18 protein-coding genes are annotated in these 21,498 nt (G+C 37.6%); 4 read left to right on the top strand and 14 right to left on the bottom strand.

The window, feature by feature from the left end; all coding sequences use genetic code 11:
- Positions 1–54: 54 nt before the first annotated feature.
- Complete coding sequence (locus BUB77_RS22640; RefSeq protein ID WP_073279292.1) at positions 55–279, bottom strand: FeoA family protein; 225 nt, start codon at positions 277–279, stop codon at positions 55–57.
- Positions 280–627: 348 nt separating this feature from the next.
- Here BUB77_RS22640 and BUB77_RS22635 point away from each other — a divergent pair, with 348 nt between their 5' ends.
- Both BUB77_RS22635 and BUB77_RS22630 read left to right on the top strand, forming a co-directional pair.
- Positions 628–1,233 (top strand): SOS response-associated peptidase, encoded by a 606-nt coding sequence (locus BUB77_RS22635; protein WP_073279291.1) that lies wholly within the window; start codon positions 628–630, stop codon positions 1,231–1,233.
- Positions 1,234–1,581: 348 nt separating this feature from the next.
- Positions 1,582–2,751: an iron-containing alcohol dehydrogenase gene (locus BUB77_RS22630; RefSeq protein WP_073279290.1), complete on the top strand. Its 1,170-nt coding sequence runs from the start codon at positions 1,582–1,584 to the stop codon at positions 2,749–2,751.
- 149 nt (positions 2,752–2,900) lie between these two features.
- Here the strand turns inward: BUB77_RS22630 and BUB77_RS22625 are convergent, their stop codons facing one another.
- Positions 2,901–3,473 carry a TetR/AcrR family transcriptional regulator gene (locus BUB77_RS22625; protein ID WP_073279289.1) on the bottom strand — a complete coding sequence of 191 codons (573 nt, stop codon included), beginning with the start codon at positions 3,471–3,473 and terminating at the stop codon, positions 2,901–2,903.
- A gap of 301 nt (positions 3,474–3,774) precedes the next feature.
- On the opposite strand from BUB77_RS22625, the gene BUB77_RS22620 reads away from it, so the two are divergent.
- On the top strand, positions 3,775–5,124 hold the full coding sequence (locus BUB77_RS22620; RefSeq protein ID WP_073279288.1) for a radical SAM/SPASM domain-containing protein: 1,350 nt from the start codon (positions 3,775–3,777) through the stop codon (positions 5,122–5,124).
- A gap of 92 nt (positions 5,125–5,216) precedes the next feature.
- On the opposite strand, the gene BUB77_RS22615 is transcribed toward BUB77_RS22620, so the two are convergent.
- The 11 genes from BUB77_RS22615 to BUB77_RS22565 all read right to left on the bottom strand — a co-directional run bounded on the left by BUB77_RS22615 (position 5,217) and on the right by BUB77_RS22565 (position 19,416).
- Positions 5,217–6,350, bottom strand: a complete 1,134-nt coding sequence (locus tag BUB77_RS22615; protein ID WP_073279287.1) for a YcjF family protein — start codon at positions 6,348–6,350, stop codon at positions 5,217–5,219.
- Positions 6,351–6,593, bottom strand: a complete 243-nt coding sequence (locus BUB77_RS22610) for a hypothetical protein (protein WP_073279286.1) — start codon at positions 6,591–6,593, stop codon at positions 6,351–6,353.
- A 293-nt stretch (positions 6,594–6,886) separates the two neighbouring features.
- Positions 6,887–7,525, bottom strand: coding sequence for a GyrI-like domain-containing protein (locus tag BUB77_RS22605; RefSeq protein WP_073279330.1), 639 nt, complete (start codon positions 7,523–7,525; stop codon positions 6,887–6,889).
- Between the two features lie 442 nt (positions 7,526–7,967).
- Positions 7,968–8,309 (bottom strand): hypothetical protein, encoded by a 342-nt coding sequence (locus tag BUB77_RS22600; protein WP_073279285.1) that lies wholly within the window; start codon positions 8,307–8,309, stop codon positions 7,968–7,970.
- A 151-nt stretch (positions 8,310–8,460) separates the two neighbouring features.
- Complete coding sequence (locus BUB77_RS22595) at positions 8,461–9,780, bottom strand: alpha-L-fucosidase (RefSeq protein WP_073279329.1); 1,320 nt, start codon at positions 9,778–9,780, stop codon at positions 8,461–8,463.
- 92 nt (positions 9,781–9,872) lie between these two features.
- Complete coding sequence (locus BUB77_RS22590; RefSeq protein WP_073279284.1) at positions 9,873–12,419, bottom strand: transglutaminase-like domain-containing protein; 2,547 nt, start codon at positions 12,417–12,419, stop codon at positions 9,873–9,875.
- Between the two features lie 22 nt (positions 12,420–12,441).
- Positions 12,442–13,191, bottom strand: coding sequence for a copper homeostasis protein CutC (locus BUB77_RS22585; RefSeq protein WP_073279283.1), 750 nt, complete (start codon positions 13,189–13,191; stop codon positions 12,442–12,444).
- Between the two features lie 96 nt (positions 13,192–13,287).
- Positions 13,288–14,184, bottom strand: coding sequence for a carbohydrate ABC transporter permease (locus BUB77_RS22580; RefSeq protein WP_073279282.1), 897 nt, complete (start codon positions 14,182–14,184; stop codon positions 13,288–13,290).
- A 12-nt stretch (positions 14,185–14,196) separates the two neighbouring features.
- A complete protein-coding gene (locus tag BUB77_RS22575) occupies positions 14,197–15,102 on the bottom strand; it encodes an ABC transporter permease (protein ID WP_242962568.1) in 906 nt (301 codons plus the stop codon).
- A gap of 61 nt (positions 15,103–15,163) precedes the next feature.
- Entirely contained in the window at positions 15,164–16,849 is a 1,686-nt protein-coding gene (locus tag BUB77_RS22570; RefSeq protein ID WP_073279280.1) for an extracellular solute-binding protein, read from the bottom strand.
- Positions 16,850–17,142: 293 nt separating this feature from the next.
- Positions 17,143–19,416: an AraC family transcriptional regulator gene (locus BUB77_RS22565; protein WP_073279279.1), complete on the bottom strand. Its 2,274-nt coding sequence runs from the start codon at positions 19,414–19,416 to the stop codon at positions 17,143–17,145.
- A gap of 149 nt (positions 19,417–19,565) precedes the next feature.
- On the opposite strand from BUB77_RS22565, the gene BUB77_RS22560 reads away from it, so the two are divergent.
- A complete protein-coding gene (locus BUB77_RS22560) occupies positions 19,566–19,868 on the top strand; it encodes a hypothetical protein (RefSeq protein ID WP_073279278.1) in 303 nt (100 codons plus the stop codon).
- Here BUB77_RS22560 and BUB77_RS22555 read toward each other — a convergent pair.
- Positions 19,855–21,432, bottom strand: a complete 1,578-nt coding sequence (locus BUB77_RS22555; RefSeq protein ID WP_073279277.1) for a glutaredoxin domain-containing protein — start codon at positions 21,430–21,432, stop codon at positions 19,855–19,857. The genes BUB77_RS22560 and BUB77_RS22555 overlap by 14 nt on opposite strands.
- Positions 21,433–21,498: the final 66 nt, after the last annotated feature.

Here is a 21,498-nt window from a genome sequence, read left to right as displayed (position 1 = left end):
ATTTAATTCCACAAATCAGGGTGTGAAATGTCTTTCATTTCACCTTTACAGTAATCAATCAGCTACCGTTATCAGTGCGGCCTCTTCTTTTCTTAATGCAATCATTGCTCCTCTGATACCGTATACAGTCGGGTCTCCCGCAGGCCCCTTGCGGATTACCTCAACCTTGGCTCCTTTCGTAAGGCCCAGAGCAAGCATTCTTTCTCTTAACAGGTCAGAAGCTTTTAATTCCCATACGGTGGTATACGTTCCAACAGTAATGTCTGTCAGTTTTCTCATTTAAATCAACCTCACTTTTTTAGAATGTTTTAACTTTCTTAAATGAAACTAATTTTATTGTATGAATACCGTTATAAAATGTTCCAGTAAATTTTGAATTATAGTGTCCTTTTATAAATTCATTTTGAGCTGAGTTAGTTCAAAAACGCAAAAGAATCACCTCAGCCGGAGGTCTAATACACAGGAACATACGTTCTTTTTTCACTTGCATCTCATCACAGGATGTGATACGATAAAGCCAATGATAACAATTTACCTGCCAGAGCCGGACCTAAGCTATGGAAAATAAATTTTATGGATACGAACCGGCTGCTATTTTCTGGTTAATGGATTGGAAGGTGTGAATATATGTGCGGAAGATACTATGTAGATGACGAAACAGCCAGAGAGATTGAAAAGCTGGTAAATGAAATTAGCAGTACGCTCCATCAGAAAGGTTCCAAAAGGGACATTCATCCTTCCGAGCCCTCTACAGTCCTTACTGCATTTAAGGGTTCCCTTCATATGGAGGAAAAGCTGTGGGGATTTCCGGGCTATCATGGAAAAGAATTGATTATAAATGCCAGAAGTGAAACTGCTCTGACGAAAAGCACTTTCCGGGACAGTGTACTGAACAGACGCTGTGTCATTCCTGTTGCCGGATTTTATGAATGGAATTCTTCCAAAGAAAAGGCGGCCTTTTACCGGGAAGATTCCTCCCTGCTGTTTCTTGCAGGGTTTTACAAGCAGTTTCCGGATTCGGACCATTTCGTAATCTTGACCTCACCGGCCAATGAATCCATGATTGAGGTCCATGACAGAATGCCGCTGATCCTGGAACGGGAAGAAGTCTTTCCCTGGATTACGGACTCTCGGAAAACGGAGGAACTGCTGCTTAAAAAGCCCTGCAGTCTGAAAAAAGACATGGCTTATGAACAGTTGTGCCTGCATGACTTTACAGGTGACCTTACATAACTTTGGACTTTACAAGGGATCTTCATTTATTACCCTTCATAACATTTTACAAGCATTTCTTATAACGTTTTTTCATAATGTTATTCCTTTACTATTACAATTTACTACTACATTCGTCAGATGAAAAGGCGAATACTAATCAAGAATTTACTATTACTTTTTTCCAAAATCATTTTATAATTTTTATAATTATTTTTTATTTATTTTTCATAAAAAGCTTGACTTATACTAAACTCTATGGGGTATAACAAAGATATACAGAAGTGTTTTACCAATGCACAAATAACATAAATCCGGTTTATAGGTTCCCAGAGAAAACCTAAATATCCAATAAAAGGAGCATATATTATGAATTTTAACTACCACATTCCAACAAAACTATTATTTGGTAAGGGGCAGCTTAACACTCTTCACTTAGAAAAGCTTCCCGGCAAAAAAGCTCTCATTGTGATTTCTTCCGGTAAATCCATCCGTGCAAACGGATATTTGGATCGGTTGGAGAAAGAGCTTAGCCTGGCTGGCATTTCCTATACCGTATTCGATAAGATTCTTCCCAATCCAATTAAGTCCCATGTTATGGAAGGAGCAGCCATTGCAAAAGAAAGCGGCTGTGATTTTGTTATAGGCCTGGGCGGCGGCAGCAGTATAGATTCTGCCAAATCCATCGCTGTCATGGCGGCCAATGAAGGAGATTACTGGGATTATATCTTTGGCGGCAGCGGAAAGGGGCTTCCCGTTCCCAATTCTCCCCTCCCCATCGTTGCAATCACCACCACAGCGGGAACAGGAACGGAAGTGGACCCCTGGACGGTTATTACCAAGGAGGATACGGAAGAAAAGATAGGCTTTGGCTATGAAAAGACCTTTCCTGTATTGTCCGTAGTCGACCCTGAGCTGATGCTTACGGTTCCGCCTCATTTAACGGCTTATCAGGGCTTTGACGCTTTATTTCACAGTACCGAGGGCTATATTAACAAAACAGCCTATGTCATGAGTGATCTGTATGCCCTAAAGGCAATCGAGCTAATCGGCAGAAGTCTTCCCACAGCCGTCAATCACGGCAGGGATGAAACCGCAAGGGAAGAGGTTGCCCTTGCCAATACCCTGTCCGGTATGGTAGAATCCACCTCCGGCTGTACCTCAGAACACTCTCTGGAGCATGCTTTAAGTGCCTATCATCCTTCCCTTCCCCATGGTGCGGGATTGATTATGATAAGCAGGGCCTATTATACACACTTTGCCAAAGCCGGCTGCTGCGACAGCCGATTAATAGATATGGCAAGGGCATTGGGAGTAAAGGATGCCAGGGAACCCATGGATTTTGTAAACGCCCTTGTTCAGCTGCAAAAAGACTGCGGTGTGGATGAGCTTAAAATGTCCGATTACAGTATTGAGAAAGAGGAGCTCACAAAATATGTAGATAAAGCCTATGAAACCATGGGAGGCCTGTTCGAGGTAGACCCCGCACCTCTTAGCCGGGAAGATTGCCTCCTTATACTAAAGGATTCCTACCGTTAAAGAGATTTCCTATAGTTAAAAAGAGTCCGGGTACCCGCTTTTGCATTAACACTAACCGTTAGTATAAATTACCGTAACGAAACAGACACAGGTAACGCCTCTGTATTTTACTTTTACCTGTGTCTGTTTTACTCATACCGCCGATTATTTTAAACATTTCGAGGAATGAATTGCTGAAAACCATAATAAGTAGCGTTTCCGGCTATTTGCGAGAGCTGATCTTCTGAAACCGCAACTTCCTTTCGCAGCCACTTTAAATACACTGCCATTGTCCCGGCAGAATAAAATTCTGCGTACAAATCAAATACCTGGGGAGAGATATTCACTCTGGCCCTCAGGTTCTCCCAGAAGCTTGTCTTAATAACCTTCTTTATTTCCTCACTTAGAAAGTTATACAAAGAGGAATTAGCTATGTGGCGGTACAGGTTAATATTCTTCTCCATTAAAATATTTAACGCCTGAAACAGAATCGATACATCAAAGATATTGTTGAAAAAGTCCTTAAGCTCAAGCATATCGATTAACTCATCTACCTGGTTTTTGATAAATTCGTGTATTACCGCATCCGTTGTATCATAATGCAGATAAAATGTCTTCCGGTCAATATTGGCACGTCTTGCTATTTCGCTTACCGTAATTTTAGGTATATCTTTCTCCAAGATAAGTGAAATAAAAGCTTCCAATATGGCACTCTTTGTTTTTTGGATTCGTCTGTCTTCCATTTTCTCACCTTTATTCTGCCAAGAGAATAACCTTTGGCAGTGCCATGATATGCATCCTTTCTCCTCTTGATAATTAGTCCGTCTTACAGGCCTATGCCTGTATACGCCATCCCAGAGGCAAGAGACACTCCTCTCCATTGGCAGCTCTATTATTCCACACTTTTCTAAAATTTGTAGATAAATCCATAAATCAGGGAAAAGTGGCCATTGAAAGTACCTCATAGGTTTATTATAATACTCATATGTAGAAAATTCAACAGCTGTATCTATCATTTATTCAGTTGTGAAAGGCGGTATACGAATGAACTTAAATGAGAAGATGAAAAAATACGGATTTAATCATGCCATCCGCTATCTGGAGAAAAATCCGGAAGAGAACCTTCCCAAATTAATGAATTTTGCTGACCGGGTAATGCCTAAGGACGAATTTCCGAGCCAGAGAGTTGCATTTCGGGAAGTAATCGAGAAAAAGAATAATTGGTATGAACTGATTATGCGTATGTACGAGTTGGATGCACAAACACGAATTACGTTCTTTCAAAATTTTATATTGAATGAAAATGTCTTTGGATGGCCGGAGCAGGAAAAGAACCGGGAAAAATACGGCTGCAACATTCCCTGGACTATTTTACTGGATCCCACCTCCGCATGTAACTTACATTGTACCGGCTGCTGGGCGGCAGATTACGGCCATCAGCTAAGCCTCTCTTTTGAGGATATTGATTCTATTATAGAGCAGGGTAAAGCACTGGGAGTATATATGTACATATATACCGGCGGGGAGCCCCTGGTACGTAAAAAGGATCTGATACGCCTTTGTGAAAAGCACCCCGACTGCATCTTCCTGACCTTTACCAATGCAACCTTAATCGACGAAGAATTCTGCCTGGAAATGCTTCGGGTAAAGAATTTTATTCCTGCCATCAGCCTGGAGGGTTTTGAAGAAGCCAACGACAGCAGACGGGGAGAAGGAATCTATTCAAAAGTAATGTATGCTATGGATCTTCTAAAGATGCATAAGCTTCCCTTTGGTATCTCTGTCTGCTATACCAGCCGGAACTGCGAGGATATCAGCAGTGAAGCCTTTTACGATAAGATTATAGAAAAGGGAGCTCTTTTTGTTTGGTTCTTTCATTATATGCCGGTTGGCAAGGATGCCGCAAAGGACTTATTAGTCAGTCCCCAGCAGCGTAAGGCTGTATATGAGAATATCTGCGCTTTCCGAAAGACCAAACCCATATTTTCAATGGATTTTCAAAATGACGCTGAATTCGTGGGAGGATGCATAGCGGGAGGACGCCGCTATCTTCATATCAATGCCAGCGGAGATGCAGACCCATGTGTCTTCATCCATTACTCCAATACCAATATCCATGAGAGCACACTTATGGAGGTCTTGCAATCCCCGCTATTTATGGCATACCATGACGGGCAGCCCTTTAATGATAATATGTTTAAGCCCTGTCCAATGCTTGAGAATCCATCCATCTTGCCGGAAATCGTGAAAAAGACCGGAGCTCATTCCACCGACCCCCAGACACCGGAAAGCGCGGAGGAATTGTGCGAAAAAACCATATCCTATGCCGAAGATTGGGATAACGTTGCAGAGGAACTCTGGAACAGCAGGAATGCAGTCCGGAATAGTAAATAAGCTCATTAATTTTTCATGAAAAAGGATAGAGAAATAATACAGTTTTCTGTATATTTCTCTATCCTGAAAATGTAATACCATTCACCTTTTAATTATTTATTCCTTTTTAGCTCTGCTTTAAATATCTTTTTCATTTCTGACATTGCTTCATCACTTTTAATATCTTGTGTCCTTATTTCACCTAAACACATTTTCTCCATCAGTCTGATATAGGCTTCACCTAAAGCGGTTGTAATAACTGCTGCCGTACCGCCTGATATGGCACCTCCCACAAGAGTACCGACTCCCGGGAGCAGCTTAAATAAACCGGAGGCAATGGTCCTTCCTGCAATAGTAGCTCCGGCCGTTCCTAAAATAGAAGATATAAAGGATGTGATGATTCCCTTGTCAACCTTCAGGCCAAAAGCCACTGTGATAGAAGCAATCATTGCCACCTGTGTGGGCACCAAAAGGGCTGCATCAGCAAAGGGGACAGGTGCAAAGCCTTCCGCAAAGCTGGCTGTCACTGTTGTGGCAACTACCCCTCTGGCATACTTCACTTTCTGTTTGATGGCCGCCTTTTGAACATTCTGCAGGGTGGGGATCAATTCATCCCCTAACAACTCCCCCATTATTTCAATCAGCTCCTCGCCGCCATAGGGCTTGATCACATAATCATCATCAATTTTATACTCCAATGCCAGCACCGGAACTATGGCACATACATTCAGGTTTAAACTGTCGATATAATCCTTGAATTCCCTGGCTTTACTCCTGGAAAAGGATTTTGTCAGTACAAGGATAATCGGTACCTGGGTTTCTCTGTTTTCTTCCGAGAGTTCTCTAATCCACTCAATCTCATCCTCTTCGATTCTATCAGAAGCCGTATTAACACAATACCAGATACAGTGAATGCACTTATTTTCATCCTTCGTATAAAGGCATTCCTTTATTTTATCCATGATTTCAGACTTGATTTCTTTCTGTGTATCCCGTCCCAGCTCCAGGCCCTTTGTATCATAAATGGTTAAAGGCACATCCTTTTTTGTTATCATCTGGATATGCTGGGTCACCGGTTTACCGATGCCGGTCTCTGCAAGCTGCTCTCTGAAGATATAATTGATCAAGGTACTCTTGCCTACTCCTGTTTTCCCCGCTACTATAATGTTCAGATTTTTCAGGTTCTTTATCTTTTTATTTATTTCATTTATACATTGACTGGCTATATCTGAAATATTAAGTTCCATCTATACTTCTTCCTCCATCGTATCGGCATGCCTGCACTTTAGCTGCTTTTTATAAAGCTTAACGGCTCCTTTCCTGATTAACTTTGGCATAACCACAGCCGTTAAAATACTACAGCCAATGCCTAAAAGTACATAGAAAACGGACGTTACCCTTATCAGCCCTTTATGCTTTTTTGCCTCTAATTCCTGGTTGACTATGCTTCTTATTTCCTCTATTTGCTTATTAGAAAAACCTCTTCCCATATATACCTCCAGTATGCATAGATATAGCTTATCTTAACATTTGTTTGAAGCTCTGTCCATTCCTTTATCAAACCGGTATTTTGAACATAGCAAACCGGTATTTTGTACGTTAGCAAGCCGGTACCTTGAACATTACCAAACCGGTATTTTGAACATCCTTTCCGAATGTATCCCCTTTTGCACTCAAAACGTATAAGGGTGCCCCAAAAGGCTTTAGGCTGAAAGACTTTTGAGACACCCTCACTATTAAACAGAGATATATTATATTTCATTATTTACAGACGGATATTCTATCAACGCTTTTTCACAGGATAACGCAGTACCGTCCTCATATTTGAAACGTCACTTTTGCGGAAATCGGATAGATATATCTCATGATGCCGCCTTTCCTCCGATAAATCAAAAAGTAAGCTATTTTCTTCTGCATAATCTTTTATCTTTTGCAGCGTTGCCGGCTCATCATCATAGCTGCCAAGATGCATGCACTGAACACATAACCCCTCTGTAAAGCTTACAAGCCTTGCTTTTTCCAGAGCCAGCTGGGGCTTTTTCCTTCTTGTCAGCTCCATTGCTATTTTGAATACTGCTTCATCCACAAAATCAGGCTGGCGAATCATGGATGTCCAGTAAAGCTTCGACTTATTGCTGCTGTCAAACTCCTCATTGTCCTCTACCTGCCACAATCCCTCTAAGGGAAGTACTACATAATCATGATAACCTATAGCTGTCTGCTGTTTCTTAAAGGACATTTTAATTGTGTAGGACAGTGCATAAAGGATTTCTACTGCTTTCTGATATTCACCTTCCGGTTCATTGGGGTCGCCATGGCCGTCGACCTGGATAAATTTCATAGGAGGAACATCAATCATTTTCGGAACTGCCTCCGGCTGGTATAACTCCTTAAACATTTTTTTATAGTCTATCTTTTCCATATATCCGCTCCTTTTTATATACTGATTCCTATTGCATGCCGTATCTGCCTGCAGGTGCGGCACTGTCATCAATCAGGATGTGAAATGTCTCTTATTTCACTCTAACTGCCATGCCTTCCCTGCACGCCGCAAGATTGATCTGAGGATTTCGCAGGCACAATCTTGTGTGTGAATTATGCATTTCAATAATTCACACTAGCTCACATGCATATCACAAACCCATGCATTTTGCAAGCCTGCTTGCGATACTGCATAAATAAGGGGGTGAATTATGATTCTTAATAATCCACTCTATTATCCAAACTATATCACTCTAAACAAGACAACTGCATGTCATATTGTTAATTTCCATTTAAAAATTTTCATGCTCGTTAATCGGCGGATATACAGTAAAATTATGATTTTGGGTCTGATTATAGCCATCCTTCTATTTGTAGTACTCTTAAAAGTTTTTCATGTTATTTTCATCCATAAATTCCGCAAGGGCATGATGCTTAATATTGATAAGAAAAACACCTCCCCACTCATCATTTTCCCACTTCAAAGCTTCTTTTGAGTGGATTAATAATGCGGAAAAATATTGCATACCATTTCCATTGCCTGTTAATTTACCACATTCACTATCAACTGCTGCTACTTTATAATCTGCATTCAGTTTAAATTTTTTTAACTCATTTGTATGTTTATGCAGGATGATATTGTTTCCGATTGGAACAAAAGCCACTGCAGCTGGTATGATGAGCATCAATACAATAATTCCTGTGTATTTTAAAATCTTTTTCATTCTATTCTTCCCTTAAATCAAAGTAAACTTTGCTATATATACTCCCCGTTTCTGCATATTCCATAGAATTCTAAACGGATTAGAAATAATAAAACACTGCGAATCAATCCATTCCCTATAAAAGGAATCCTGAGCCAATCTGGCTGTGAAATCATTCCTCTTTTAATATAATTTCCACAACAGAATCCTTCTCATCCGGTAATGGATAGTTATCAAATGCATGACAGTCAAAGAAGAAATATGCATTTTCCGAATATTCTTTTAAGTTCCAGAAGAAGGTTTCCTTTACTTCTGAGCCATCCTTTATTAATCGCATAGACTTCACCTTGCCGGCCATTTTAGGCAGACAGATCGCACCCACTTGTTCTTCCATCACATGTGCATAGAGCTTATTTCCATTTTGGGTAAATCTCCCCCATTCAGGTTTCACATAATCAGAAAAGGTACATCCGTAAATACTCTTTCCATTTTCCTTCATCCATTTACCAACCTCTTTTAAAATGGTAACGGCTTCTTCCGGAAATTCCCCTTTTATAGTTGGTCCGACATTAACAATTAAATTGCCGCCTTTACTTGCACATTCTACCAATGTTCTAACAATTAATTTTGAAGATTTATAATGTTTATCATGAGCACTATAACCCCAGTTATTATTCAGGGTAATACAAGCTTCCCAGGGAATTGGATTGCCAGCTTCATCACAGATACAAGCTGGTGGTATCATCTGTTCCGGTGATGCAAAATCACCGGAATATGGTGTCGGATTCAAGGTTCTGATGGAACCTGCATCCTCTGCGCTTCCTTCTAACCGATTATCAATGATGATATGCGGCTGAATTTCGCGCACCATCTGAATTAATTCTGATGCTTTCCATTTATCACATTTCATATCGTCATAAGAGAAATCGAACCACATCAAGTCCAGCTTTCCATAATTAGTAATCAGCTCACGAACTTGTCCATGCATGAAATCCAGATAACGATCAAAATTACGATGGTCACTTTTATATTCTTCACAATCACGCATTGGGTGCTGACGGTCACCATAGTGAGGAAAATCTTCATGGCACCAGTCAATGATTGAAAAATACAAGCCTACCTTAATTCCTTCTGCACGGAAAGCCTCTACGTATTCTCTTACCAGATCCCTTTTACAGGGTGCGTTAGTTGACTTAAATTCTGTATACCTGGTATCAAACAGGCAAAACCCATCATGATGTTTGGCAGTTAAAACGGCATATTTCATGCCTGCATCTTTTGCAATTCTTGCCCACTCTTTTGGATTATAGTTTTCTGCATCAAATTCATTCATATATTTTTCGTATTCTTCTTTTGGCATTCTTTCTACGCTTCGAACCCACTCACCACGAGCTGGAATTGCATACAAACCCCAGTGTATAAACATTCCAAATCGCGCCTCACAATACCATTTTGTTCTCTCTGTTCTAGTTTTTACTACTGCGTTGGACATTTTTAACACCCATACCTTTCATTTATAATTTATTTAAAAATAGAATAAGCCCAGACCTGTATTTGTTGTAATCCTTTTTCTTTCTGAGACTCCTAGTCCGCATTTAAGATACGCATAAGCATATCTGCTGTTCCAACATTATATCCACTTGTTGCATATGTTCCCAGAAAGCCTTCTTTTATAACTATAATTAATGGCAGCTTATCTGGATCTACATACATCCTTCTTGCCAGAATCTGTGCGTTTGTTTTTGATGAATTAAAAACAATCTCAACGTTTTCCAATACTTTTATCGTTCTGTTAAAAGTCACATCCTGCAAATCTTCTTCCTTTTTTAATACAAAATAAATTTTTGTTCCTAATTTATTAATTTGGTCTGATATCTCATATAGCTCATTTAAGATATGTTCCGTTGGCTCTCGATTCACCTCTAACCAAAGAAACAGCATTTTAGGTGAGCCTGCCAGTTCCCTTGCTGATACCTCCTGCTGCTCCCATTGTAATTCAAAATCGGGAAGTTCAATTTCCTCCAGCATTTGTGAAAGTTCGGCCTGCTTCATGGATAATTCAATCCTTGTATCTTGCCCGCCATTTACTTCAAAGCAATTTTCTTTTGCAAAAATATTCCCGTTTGGCAGTCTATTGGATGTAATTACACGATAAATTCCGTCTTCCAAATCCAATGCGCCTAATTTATCAGTGGTAATATCCCCATATAATTGCAGCGTTTGAAAGCCATTTTCGCTCCATTTTCCGAGGCTCCAATTTTGTGAATATTTCCACTTAGTATTGCTATCACCTTCAAACATAACACAAGACTTAGCCAGTAATTTTTTATTTTCGACCGGAACAAATTCACCATTTGAATAATATTCCATCGTTCCATCGATTGGATTCATCCGAGCCGGTATCCCAGAATATCGAAGAATTCGAATGCTTAATATCTCTTTTGATAACCTGCTTCCAACCCCTGACTTGAAACAACCGGTTATAGAAGTAATGAGCTGTCCGTATTCCTTTTCAGGTATGGAGACAATCTGTTTATCAATATAGTTCCATATATCTTTGGGATCCATCTGCAATATTTCTTTCTTATCCTGCAGATAATGCTTCAGAAATCCCACATCATCTGTTAAACGTTCAAATTGTACACGGGGGCAAAGGATATAAGAAGTAAAAATATCTTCCGGATAGGAATCTTTATATCTGGCGATTGCTTTTAAGTGATTTAGGAGCATATCCGCCTTTACATCCAGATAATCCTTGTCACTTAAAGTCAATAAAAGCTGAATACCCATAGCTACATCGAGTTTCTGTTCTTTTATTCTATGGAGGTAATCTTTGATCTCCGAAAAATTACCAGATGCTTTTTTTAATATTAACAGGACTTCTTCTTTATAGCCACTAAAATCAGCAGCCACTTCCTTGGCTTCTTCTGTTTTATAGAACTGTGTAATTTTATTCCGTCGCTTTTGTGCAGCTTCATTCAGTCTTTGCTCATTTCGGCGTTTTTCTTCTTTTGTCAAAACTACCGGAGAAGGAACACAGTCAATCGGTGCTATTAACTCCCGCTCTTTCCAGGTATCCAGCTTTGTCTTTATGGACTCCAATATTAATATGCATTGCTCCTCCTTCTGCGTGTTCATCAGGTAATCTGCATACAGCTCCCCAACATGAGCAGAAATATGGATACTTCCCAGCCCAGTCATAATACTTGTCTGTCCCATCTGATCCGTTGTTGTAGCCGCAACATTCCCAAATTCCGAATAATTCAGAACCTCATAACAAACCGTAACACCTGCACAAGGCTGCTTCTTCTCATCTTGAACTTTTATTGTTATTTCTTTAACCTGCGCATACCATTGTAAATGATTTATAATCGTCGCAATTCCTTTTTTACCTACAATTGCATCCTGCGGCTGGGTTAGTCCAAACCATCTGGAATGAATCATCATAGCTCTGGATGCAGCATTGGTAAACCAGCCTTTATCCAGAATCTCCTCTGGTTCACAAGCCCCCAGATAATGCCATCCTCCATCGCACCAGACCTCGACCCAGGCATGATTATCATCACAATGTGACCATAAAGGTACATATACCTGTCTTGCCGGAATTCCCAACCCACGGAAAACCGAAACCGCAAAGGTTGACTCTTCACCACATCTGCCAAATCCGCTGCGATATGCAGTAATTGCAGATATGGTGCGCTCGTCACTTGCCCGATATGTTACTTCTTGTGCACACCAGTAATTTATTCTCTTAGCAGCTTCTGTCATATCACAATTTTCAATCTCTTTATGAAGCAATTCATAGAAATATTTTCGGCATGATACTATGTCTTCATTGTTTACACGGTGAAGCAAAACATAATTCAAAAATATTTCTAAGGGAATTTTATTTGCAAATGGTCCATGGTGATACAAAAACACTCCATGTTCTGCATATTCCAATATAAGATAAAATGGATAATCTACTGCATCACTAACAGGCATTGCAGCATAAAGCCACTTAATTGCATCTGCAATATCTCTATCACATTTCTGCAAATATGTAAAAACTTCTCCGGACAGCTCTTCAAGATGATGCATTTGCTGCAGAAATGGTTCTTCTATTTTCATTCTGATTTTTTCCGAAAACATAGCCAATCCTCTTTTCAGTAATTTATTTTAAGCTATCCAATACCTGTCTTGCTGCACAGATTTTGCCTTCATCTGTTTGATATATTTCATATTCACTCAAGAATGGAAGACCCATATTCACCTTTGGATTACGATATTGCATTTTACTTTGTAATACGCATTTCCCTGACATATGATAGCTGGTACATCCAGTAATAGAATATAGTTTTTTAATCACTTCCGCATCCACACCACCGCCAGCTAAAATATCAATTCTTCCGTCTGCCTGCTGTACTAACTTCTGTAACATGGGGGCACCCTTCATACAGTTATTTTCATGACCTGAAGTAAGTATGGTATTAATTTTTAATGCTATTGCAGCTTCTAGTGTATCAAGCGGCTCTTTACACATATCAAATGCTCTGTGTAACGTCACAGACATTCCTGCAGCTTCTTCTATAAACATTCTCATGGCAGGCAGATTAAGAGTTCCATCAGGATTCAATGCTCCAATTACGACGCCATCAGCCCCCAGCTCTGAGAAAATGCAGATATCTCTGCGTATCATCTCGATTTCATAATCAGAGTAGCAAAAGTCACCATACCTTGGCCTGATTAATACATGAATTTTAATATCGGCATGCTTTTTTACTTCTTCAAATAGGGATTGCGACGGAGTAGTACCACCAATTATAAGGTTTTGGCATAGTTCAAGTCTATCTGCCCGCCCACTTTGAGCATTAAGTGCTGATTCAAGTGAATCAACACAACATTCCAAAATTTGATTTTTCATACTTAGCCACCATACCTTCCCAACGCACCGCAAGATTGGGCCGAGGATTTCGCAGGCACAATCTTGTGTTTGAAAATTGTTTTGTAATTTTCAAACTTAGCCTTTCACGGCTCCTATCATTACACCTTTTACAAAATGCTTCTGTACAAATGGATATATAAGAAGAACGGGTACAGATGCCACGACTATGGTCGAATATTTAAGTAATTGTGTCAGACCTTGCATCTCTGATGCCGTCTTTACATCACTGATCATTGTATAATCTATCTTATTCTGTATCAATATTTCACGCATAATAATTGTTAAAGGTTGTAAAGAATCCTTCTTTATATACAGCATTGCATCAAAGTAATTGTTCCATTTTGCAACTCCATAATACAGAACCAATACTGCTATAATTGGTTTGCAAAGTGGTATTACTATCCTCTTTAAATATTTCCAGGGTGTACAACCATCTATCTGACCTGCTTCATACAATTCATCCGGAATAGAGTTTTGCATATATGTGCGGCAGATAATCATATTATACGTGGACATTGCACTTGGAATAATCATTGCAAGTGGTGTGTTAATCAGTCCTAATTTGTTTACCAAAATATAAGAAGGTACTAACCCGCCACTAAAATACATGGTAAATACAAAGATTGCTGCCAGTTTATTTCTCGCAGTAAACTCTTTTCTGGATAGTGGATATGCACATAATATCGTCATAACAATATTCACAAGCGTACCAATAACCATGTATGAAATGGAATTTATAAATCCTGTAACAATTTTATGATTTTTAAACACTGCCGCATACCCTCTAAGTGTCGGTGATACCGGGAGAAGTACAACTTTTCCACTAATAACAGCTTGTGGGTCCGAGAAAGAAGCACTGACTATATAGATTAGAGGATAAGCAACAATGACAAATAACATTACTAAAAGTGCATATATAATCACAATAAAGATCTTATCTTTATTGTTTTGATTTTTGAATTTATTGTTCATTATTCTCCTCCTTTACCACAAGCTTGTTTCAGTTACTATTTTGCTAAGCTTATTCACTGCAATTAGCAGGGTAAAACTTACTATAGATTGAAACAGACCCGATGCGGTTGAAAATCCAAAATCTGCATTTACAACCCCCACTTTATAGACAAAGGTAGATATTACCTCTGATACATCTGCATTTAGACTGTTTTGCATCAGATAAACCTTATCTAATCCGATATTTACAATATTACCACAGCTGAAAATCAACATTATAACAATAGTAGGTAAGATACCTGGTAAGTCTACATGCCAGATTTTCTGCATACGGCTTGCACCATCCATCATTGCAGCCTCCTTTAGTTCTGTGCTTACACCGGAAAGTGCTGCTATATAGATTATGGAAGAATAACCTATGGTTTGCCACAAGCCGCTCCATACATATAGATGTCTAAATAATGACACATCACCGAAAAAGTTAATTGGCTTAAAACCAAATTTTTGTAAAAAAATATTGAAGATGCCCGTACGGAGGTCCATCATCTGCATCATCATACCTACCATAACAACCGTAGAAATAAAATATGGTGCGTAAGTAACCATCTGAACGGTTTTCTTAAACCTCACACATTTGATTTCATTTAACATTATTGCCAAAATAATTGGAAATGGAAAATTAACAACAAGAGTATACACACCCAGTATCAGCGTATTCATAATAACCTTAATACTGGAAGTAGATGATAAAAATTGTATGAAATATTTTAATCCGACCCAGTCGCTCCCCAAAATTCCTTTTCTAATACTATAATCTTTAAACGCCATTAAAATTCCGCCCATTGGAATATAAGCAAAAACAATTGCGTATAACAGAGGAATACTAATAATGAGCCAAAATTGCCAATTGGATTTTCCTAATTTGCTCTTATGTTTCAAGGCTATTCTCCTTTCGGATAAGCTGCTGCAGTTGACAGCAGCTTATCTCTTCTTATTCCCCCTATTTCTTCATCATTCTGTCATAAGCAGCCTGATAGGTATCTAATAATGTTTTTAGTCCCGATTTATCCAAAGAATTTTTATAGCTGTCCCACTCCGTATTGATATCTTTTGCTCCTGTAATGAATCCTACTGATGACTCCGTAATGATTTTTTCAACCTCTACTGCAATAGTAGATACATTCGTAGATTCTTCATCTGTTATTTTTAATTCCGGTATCATATCCAGATCAGAATTCGACTCATTTTGTGTATATGGCTCATAGTCTTTTTTAGATGAATCATATAAAAGTTTCTCAAGTCCTTCCGGCGCATAAGGATCAATATTCGGATCAACGGCCTGGCCTAATCTGTAAGCAGCAGGAGCAACGCGGATACCAATGTCCTGCCAGTCATGATTCTGTGTTTCAGCAGAATAAGGATTTAATACTTCGTATAATGCTGGTTCTCCATTTAATCCAACTTTACCTTCCGGATTTAATTTCCAGTCGACACCCTCATCCGCACCATACTGTGAACAAAGGTCGCCTGTTTTTGAGTAGAAAAAGTCAACCCAGCGTAATGCTGCTTCAGGATTCTTGCACTTATCTGTTATACAGAAATTACCACTTGAAATTGCTGAATATTTAAAATAAGAAGTAAGCCTTGTACCATCAGGTCCTTCCAGTGGTGATAAAGTAGCATACTGTTTGTAAAGGTCCGGATTCGCTGCAGAATCGATATAATCGGAAATCGTTCCTTCCGGGAAGCATAATACAGGAGCATCCTCCTGATTAACAATTGTCTTTAACTGCTCCTGTGTCTGTGTAAAATCACCATCATAGATAGCGCCAAGCTTATATAAAGAATTACAATACTCAAGATACTTTTTATATCTGTCATCTGTAGCTGCAGTTACAATTTTTCCTTCTTTGTTTACTGCTGTCATATCATTAACATTTAAGGTATAAGATTTGCTTGGGCTAAGTAAAAAAGAACCCATTAACCATTCCTGGAAGGTCGAATACCAGCCTGCACCAGGAGCAGTACCACCAATTGCAATTCCATTTGGTTTATATTCAAGGAATTTCTTACATACGTCATAGAATTCCTGCGTTGTCTGCGGGATTTCACATCCCATATCAGCTAAGTACTTTGTATTAATCCACATTTTTCTACCATACGAGCAATGATAGCAATCATTGGTAGATAATAAAGAATAGATACTTCCATCGGATTCACGGCTTAAATCCAAATTATCTTTAAACATACTGTAATAGTTGGGTGTATTTTTCTCGTTAATATAGTTATCCAATTTAATAAAGATTCCTTCTTTAACGCCGTACTTTGCAATATTTGGACTTACACCCATAATAATATCCGGGTAATCACCTGATTGTAAGGACATATTTAATTTATCTTCCCAGTCATCTCTTGTTCCTGTTTCAAATTCAATATGGATACCAGTCTTTTCTTCTAAGAATTTTGTGAAATCATTGGTCTGAAGGTCCTCAACATTAGGCATGGTCATTGTAAAGCATGTTAATGTTATATTTTTTCCGTCTGCGACAATTGGATATGTACCTGAATCTGTTAATGTTATCTCCTGGCTTACTGTCGATGAACTCTTTTCCTTACATGCTGTCATTCCTAATACCATAACAATACTTAGTGTTACTGCAGTAAATTTCTTTAATAAACTTTTCATAAACTTTCTCCTTTTTAATAATTTTCATTTAACAATAGGCGATGATTCTTTTTCAGAACAGGTTCCTGCAGTAACCCATCCTTACTTCGTTATTTTCTATAACAATTACACTTTTTTTATACCATTTTTATACACATTAAACAACAAACACTTTTTAATAAGCCATACATTTTTTGATTTTATGCACTTTTAATTGCTGAAAACAAGCAAAATAGCATGATAATAAAAAAATAAGGCCAGTAAACATACCAGCCTCTATTTATAGAATACCCTTTTATTATATATATTTTTCTTTATTTTATCTTGAGATAAGTACTTGGAATCGTACCTGTAATTCGCTTAAATGCTCGTCTAAATGAATAGTCACTTCCATATCCCACTTGAACAGCAACTTCTTTTACTGCTATTCCTTCCATTAACAACTGACTCGCTTTTTGTATTCGTAAATTTTCCAGGTAATCACTAAATGTAACATCAAAGTATAATTTGAACTCTTTATAAAGCCGTTGTTCAGGTATATTCATACTTTCAGCAACCATTAATAGATTAAAGTTCATATTTGGATAATTCTTTTGTATTATCCTTTCTAGTTCCTGTTTTATTTCTTCCCGTTTTTTATCCTTTTTTTCTTCTGCAATCTTCATCTGGTACCGTTTAGCAATACGCAGAAGTGCAAATATTTCATCCGGCCATTCTGTCTTCTGTGCCTTTGTTATAAGTTGATTGCTAAAATCATCTCTTTCTTTTTTCAAGCAACGAACCAGGATGCACTGAAGCATATTAATCATATGGGTTACCCAATAAAGATGCTGCACTTGCTCTGAATTTAATTCCCTAATCTGAAGTAAAATAGCCTCCAGATCATTCTCCGAGCCATACAGGAGGGTTTGTTCTAATTGGAACTCATCCTCCAATGACATCCCTGCTCCCCGTATTTCTTCTTCTGCCTCTTCTCGAATTAATGGTACATGAATTTGGAAAAAGCTTGCGCTCTTACAGACTTGCACTGCTTCCTCATATGCCGCTGACAACTTTAGTATATTGTCAGCTCGCTGGCTGATACCCATGAAACTTCCACTAATCCCCTGGTTGTACAAATTTAGTTTGCCCAGCTCTTCCTTTATACCAAATATATTCCTGTTATCATTATCAGCCAATATGATAGCATAGGAATAATGTTCAATCGGATAAATCCAATGCTGTATTTTCAACTCTGATGCAAAATAGCTCTGCACTTTTTCCTCAAATTTTAGGTCCGAAATAAGGAAATCACCGGATAGCTGAGACTCGACTCTTACAACCACAACATAATATGCCGGATATTGCAAAAAGCTTTCCACCCCGTCTCCTACTTCTTCTTTAAATTCTTGAATATTTTCATATTTACCAAATAATAATTTTCGAATGCATTCCTTATGTACAATTTCCTGCTGTTTGTCCAATGTACCTTGAAGATCTTCTACCTGATCTAAAAATGTTTCCAGACTCCTCCAGAAGCTCCGATTCTCATTTTGTGCTTTTTCTGTACTGGATATATTAATCTTAACTGCTAAATTCTCTGAGCAGCGGTAATATTGATTTACCGTTTTTTTATTGTGATACCAATAATAGATACAAATAAATACACCCGCCAAAATAGATATAAGGTATAAAAAAACCATAAAATACTTAGCAGTTCCGATTTTTTTCGTTAATTCTGATTTCGGAGTTATGACAGCAAAAGACCAGGAATAGAATTTGGACTCTACTTGATATGTAACTACATTTTTCTGTTTCTGGCTTACTTTGGCATAATCCATCCCGATTACCGCTTTGTTATCCAACTCATATTCATTGTTTAGAAAGCTCTGAATAATCTTACCCTCTTCATCAATTAAAAAAACACTGCTATTATTATCATTTCTAATTTTTTTTAGAAAACTATTAACTACTTTATTATTTAATGAAATTATGATTGCTCCATTGTATACTCCATTATTAATATAGGGGAGAGATTGAATAATTCTATAATGCAAATAATCTTTGTTATCATCTTTTACTTTGACATGCTCCATTTGAATATAGTGATATTTTCCACAAAAATTATTTTCTAATTCTTCACAGCTCTCTCCTTGGAAAGAGGATAAGGTTGATATCCCTCGTTCCGTTTTTGGAATAACCTTTGGAATGCTAATGATATAATCCTTATTTGCAAACCATATACAAATATCTTCAACCATTGAGTTAGTTAAGGTATAAATAGAAAATTTATCTACATTTCTATACATGTCATAATAAATACTCTGTTTTTGATCTTCATTCTTTAACAGCTCAATTATTTTAGCGTCTTCGCTTAAATAAGTCGCAATATTTCGTATACCTTCGATTTCTCTGTCAAAATCACTTACCATATCTGTCAGAATTCTATATGACTTTTCTTTTTGGACATCTATCAATGCTTCTCTTGCTGTAAAATAGATAATTGTAATAGAAATCGTTGGAACCAAAAGAATCACCAAATAATACCACAGGAGTTTGAACGCCATTTTGTCAGCATCTGATTTATTTTGCTTTTTTAATTTATTCATATATAGTCGTATGATGTTTATAAATGCTAAACATCATGGCTTCCTTTCTTTAGATTTGTGAGCTGTATTTGAAGGGCATTGAAAAATTACAAATCTTATAGTATTATATGAATATATTTTAATAAAAAATAAGAAATTAGGAGTAAAATATGTTTTTTAATCATAAATCTCATAAATCGCCCCTACAACCTAGTATCCAACTTTTTTATAATAGCACATGCATTTACCAAGGTTTTCTGAAAGATATCCCCTTGAAGGACTCCGTTATTAAAGATGAGAGTAACCGTTTTTTTAATGACCCAGAACCTTGTGACATTCACCGAACAGCAGTAAGACTACGTATCACGGAAGAATTATTAATTAAATTAATAGAAGCTGAACAAAGTGAAGGTTGTCAGCTCCTTATGGATTTATGTACTTTTGAAAAGATAGACCGGATTATATTAAACTAAACACCATATAAATAAAAAATAATAAAAATAAAATTCCATTAAATAACTTTATTAAACCCATACGATGCAGCATGAACTCTGAAACCACATTCGTTGTCTTTGTTTTATAAACTACCATAAGTACAGCTATTGTTGGAATTGACATAGCTCCTACATATACCAGGAACATACTTATTATCTGTAAAATACTCTCGGAATGTGTTCGAAACATATATAATATGGATGCCATATAAATCTGACCGGTGCAAAAAAATTCACCGAAGGATATTACAATTCCCAGAGCAAATGCCAATAAGGGTATGAATTTTTCTGATACATTCCCCATTTTTTTAATCATATGATGATTAAAAGTCCGTAAATTAACAGGAAGCTGCATATGGATTTTGCCAAACTGCTCTCGTTTTACATTTATAAAATCCACAAAATTCATAACCGCAAGCATCAAAATTATCCCTGATACTACTATTGTAAAAATTCTGCTGATACTTTTTAATTGATCCGAAAAAACAGCAGCTACGGCAAAATATGATCCTATTCCAATACTAAAATAAGTGATAATCTTGGCAAGGATATATAGCATACCATTTCTCAACACTCCCGATTGAGCAGTTAATAAGATAGATAACAGCATCAGCAGCATTGAAATACCACAAGGATTAAACCCTGCAAGCAGGCCGGATCCAAACAAGGCTAAATAGCTCGTCTTACTAATGGTTTCGGTTCCCATATTTTTTTTAATTGCTTCAATCATTGTCCCATAAGTTGCATTCGTAAATGTGTCTTCTCGACTTAAGGCTGTAATGATTTCTTCTTGCCCAGTAAAAACCTGATTTCCCATAAAAATGGTTGGTACATGTTGTCTACTATCCGCTACATGATAATAGGCATACAAGGTTTGCAGTATCTCAACTGCATTTTCTGCACCAATGTTATACTCTTCTATGATAACAGAAGAATCAATTTCTTTTAGAAATTCCTTAACCTTCTCACATTCTTCACAAGAATAGGTTGTAAACAACAGCAAATATTTATCATCATTCTTGATATTTTTTTCTCTGGAATTTCGAGTTAATTGGTCCACAATTGAAGTGCCTGTATCACCCTCAACCTTATTTTTCTGCTCAGAATTAGATTTATCCTTTTGTTTTTGTCCATTATCTTGTTTAATCCTTAAGTCTTCTTTTTCTATTATGAAATCATTCTTCAAATACCGTTCAATCTCGTCATAGCCCGTAATCCACTGCCCATTAATTACCAGCATTGGGAACTCGTCCGCCGAATTATCAATCTGGTAGTCCTTGCAATATTTTTTATAAACCTCCTTTCCAGATTGTTGAAACACATTATAAACAAAGATTTCATAATCCATCTGTGCCTTTTCTTCAGAAGAAAAGCATCGGTTAAAGAGTTGGTAAATATCTTCATCTTCTTTACAGGATGCACAGGAGTTATTATAAAAAAAAGCAAATGAAAAAGTTGCAGCAGAAATTGTTTTGGAATTTCTGCCCAATAAAATTGCTATCAGAAAACATACTATTAGTAATATTGCTCTTTTTTTCCTCATATTTAAAATATATCACAGATTATCTTCTGCGTAAAGTCGAGATTCTATAATCCCCGTGTCCGCATA

Source organism: Anaerocolumna jejuensis DSM 15929 (assembly GCF_900142215.1).
GTDB classification, from domain to species: Bacteria; Bacillota; Clostridia; order Lachnospirales; family Lachnospiraceae; genus Anaerocolumna; species Anaerocolumna jejuensis.
This window is presented reverse-complemented; position numbering and strand designations above follow the sequence as displayed.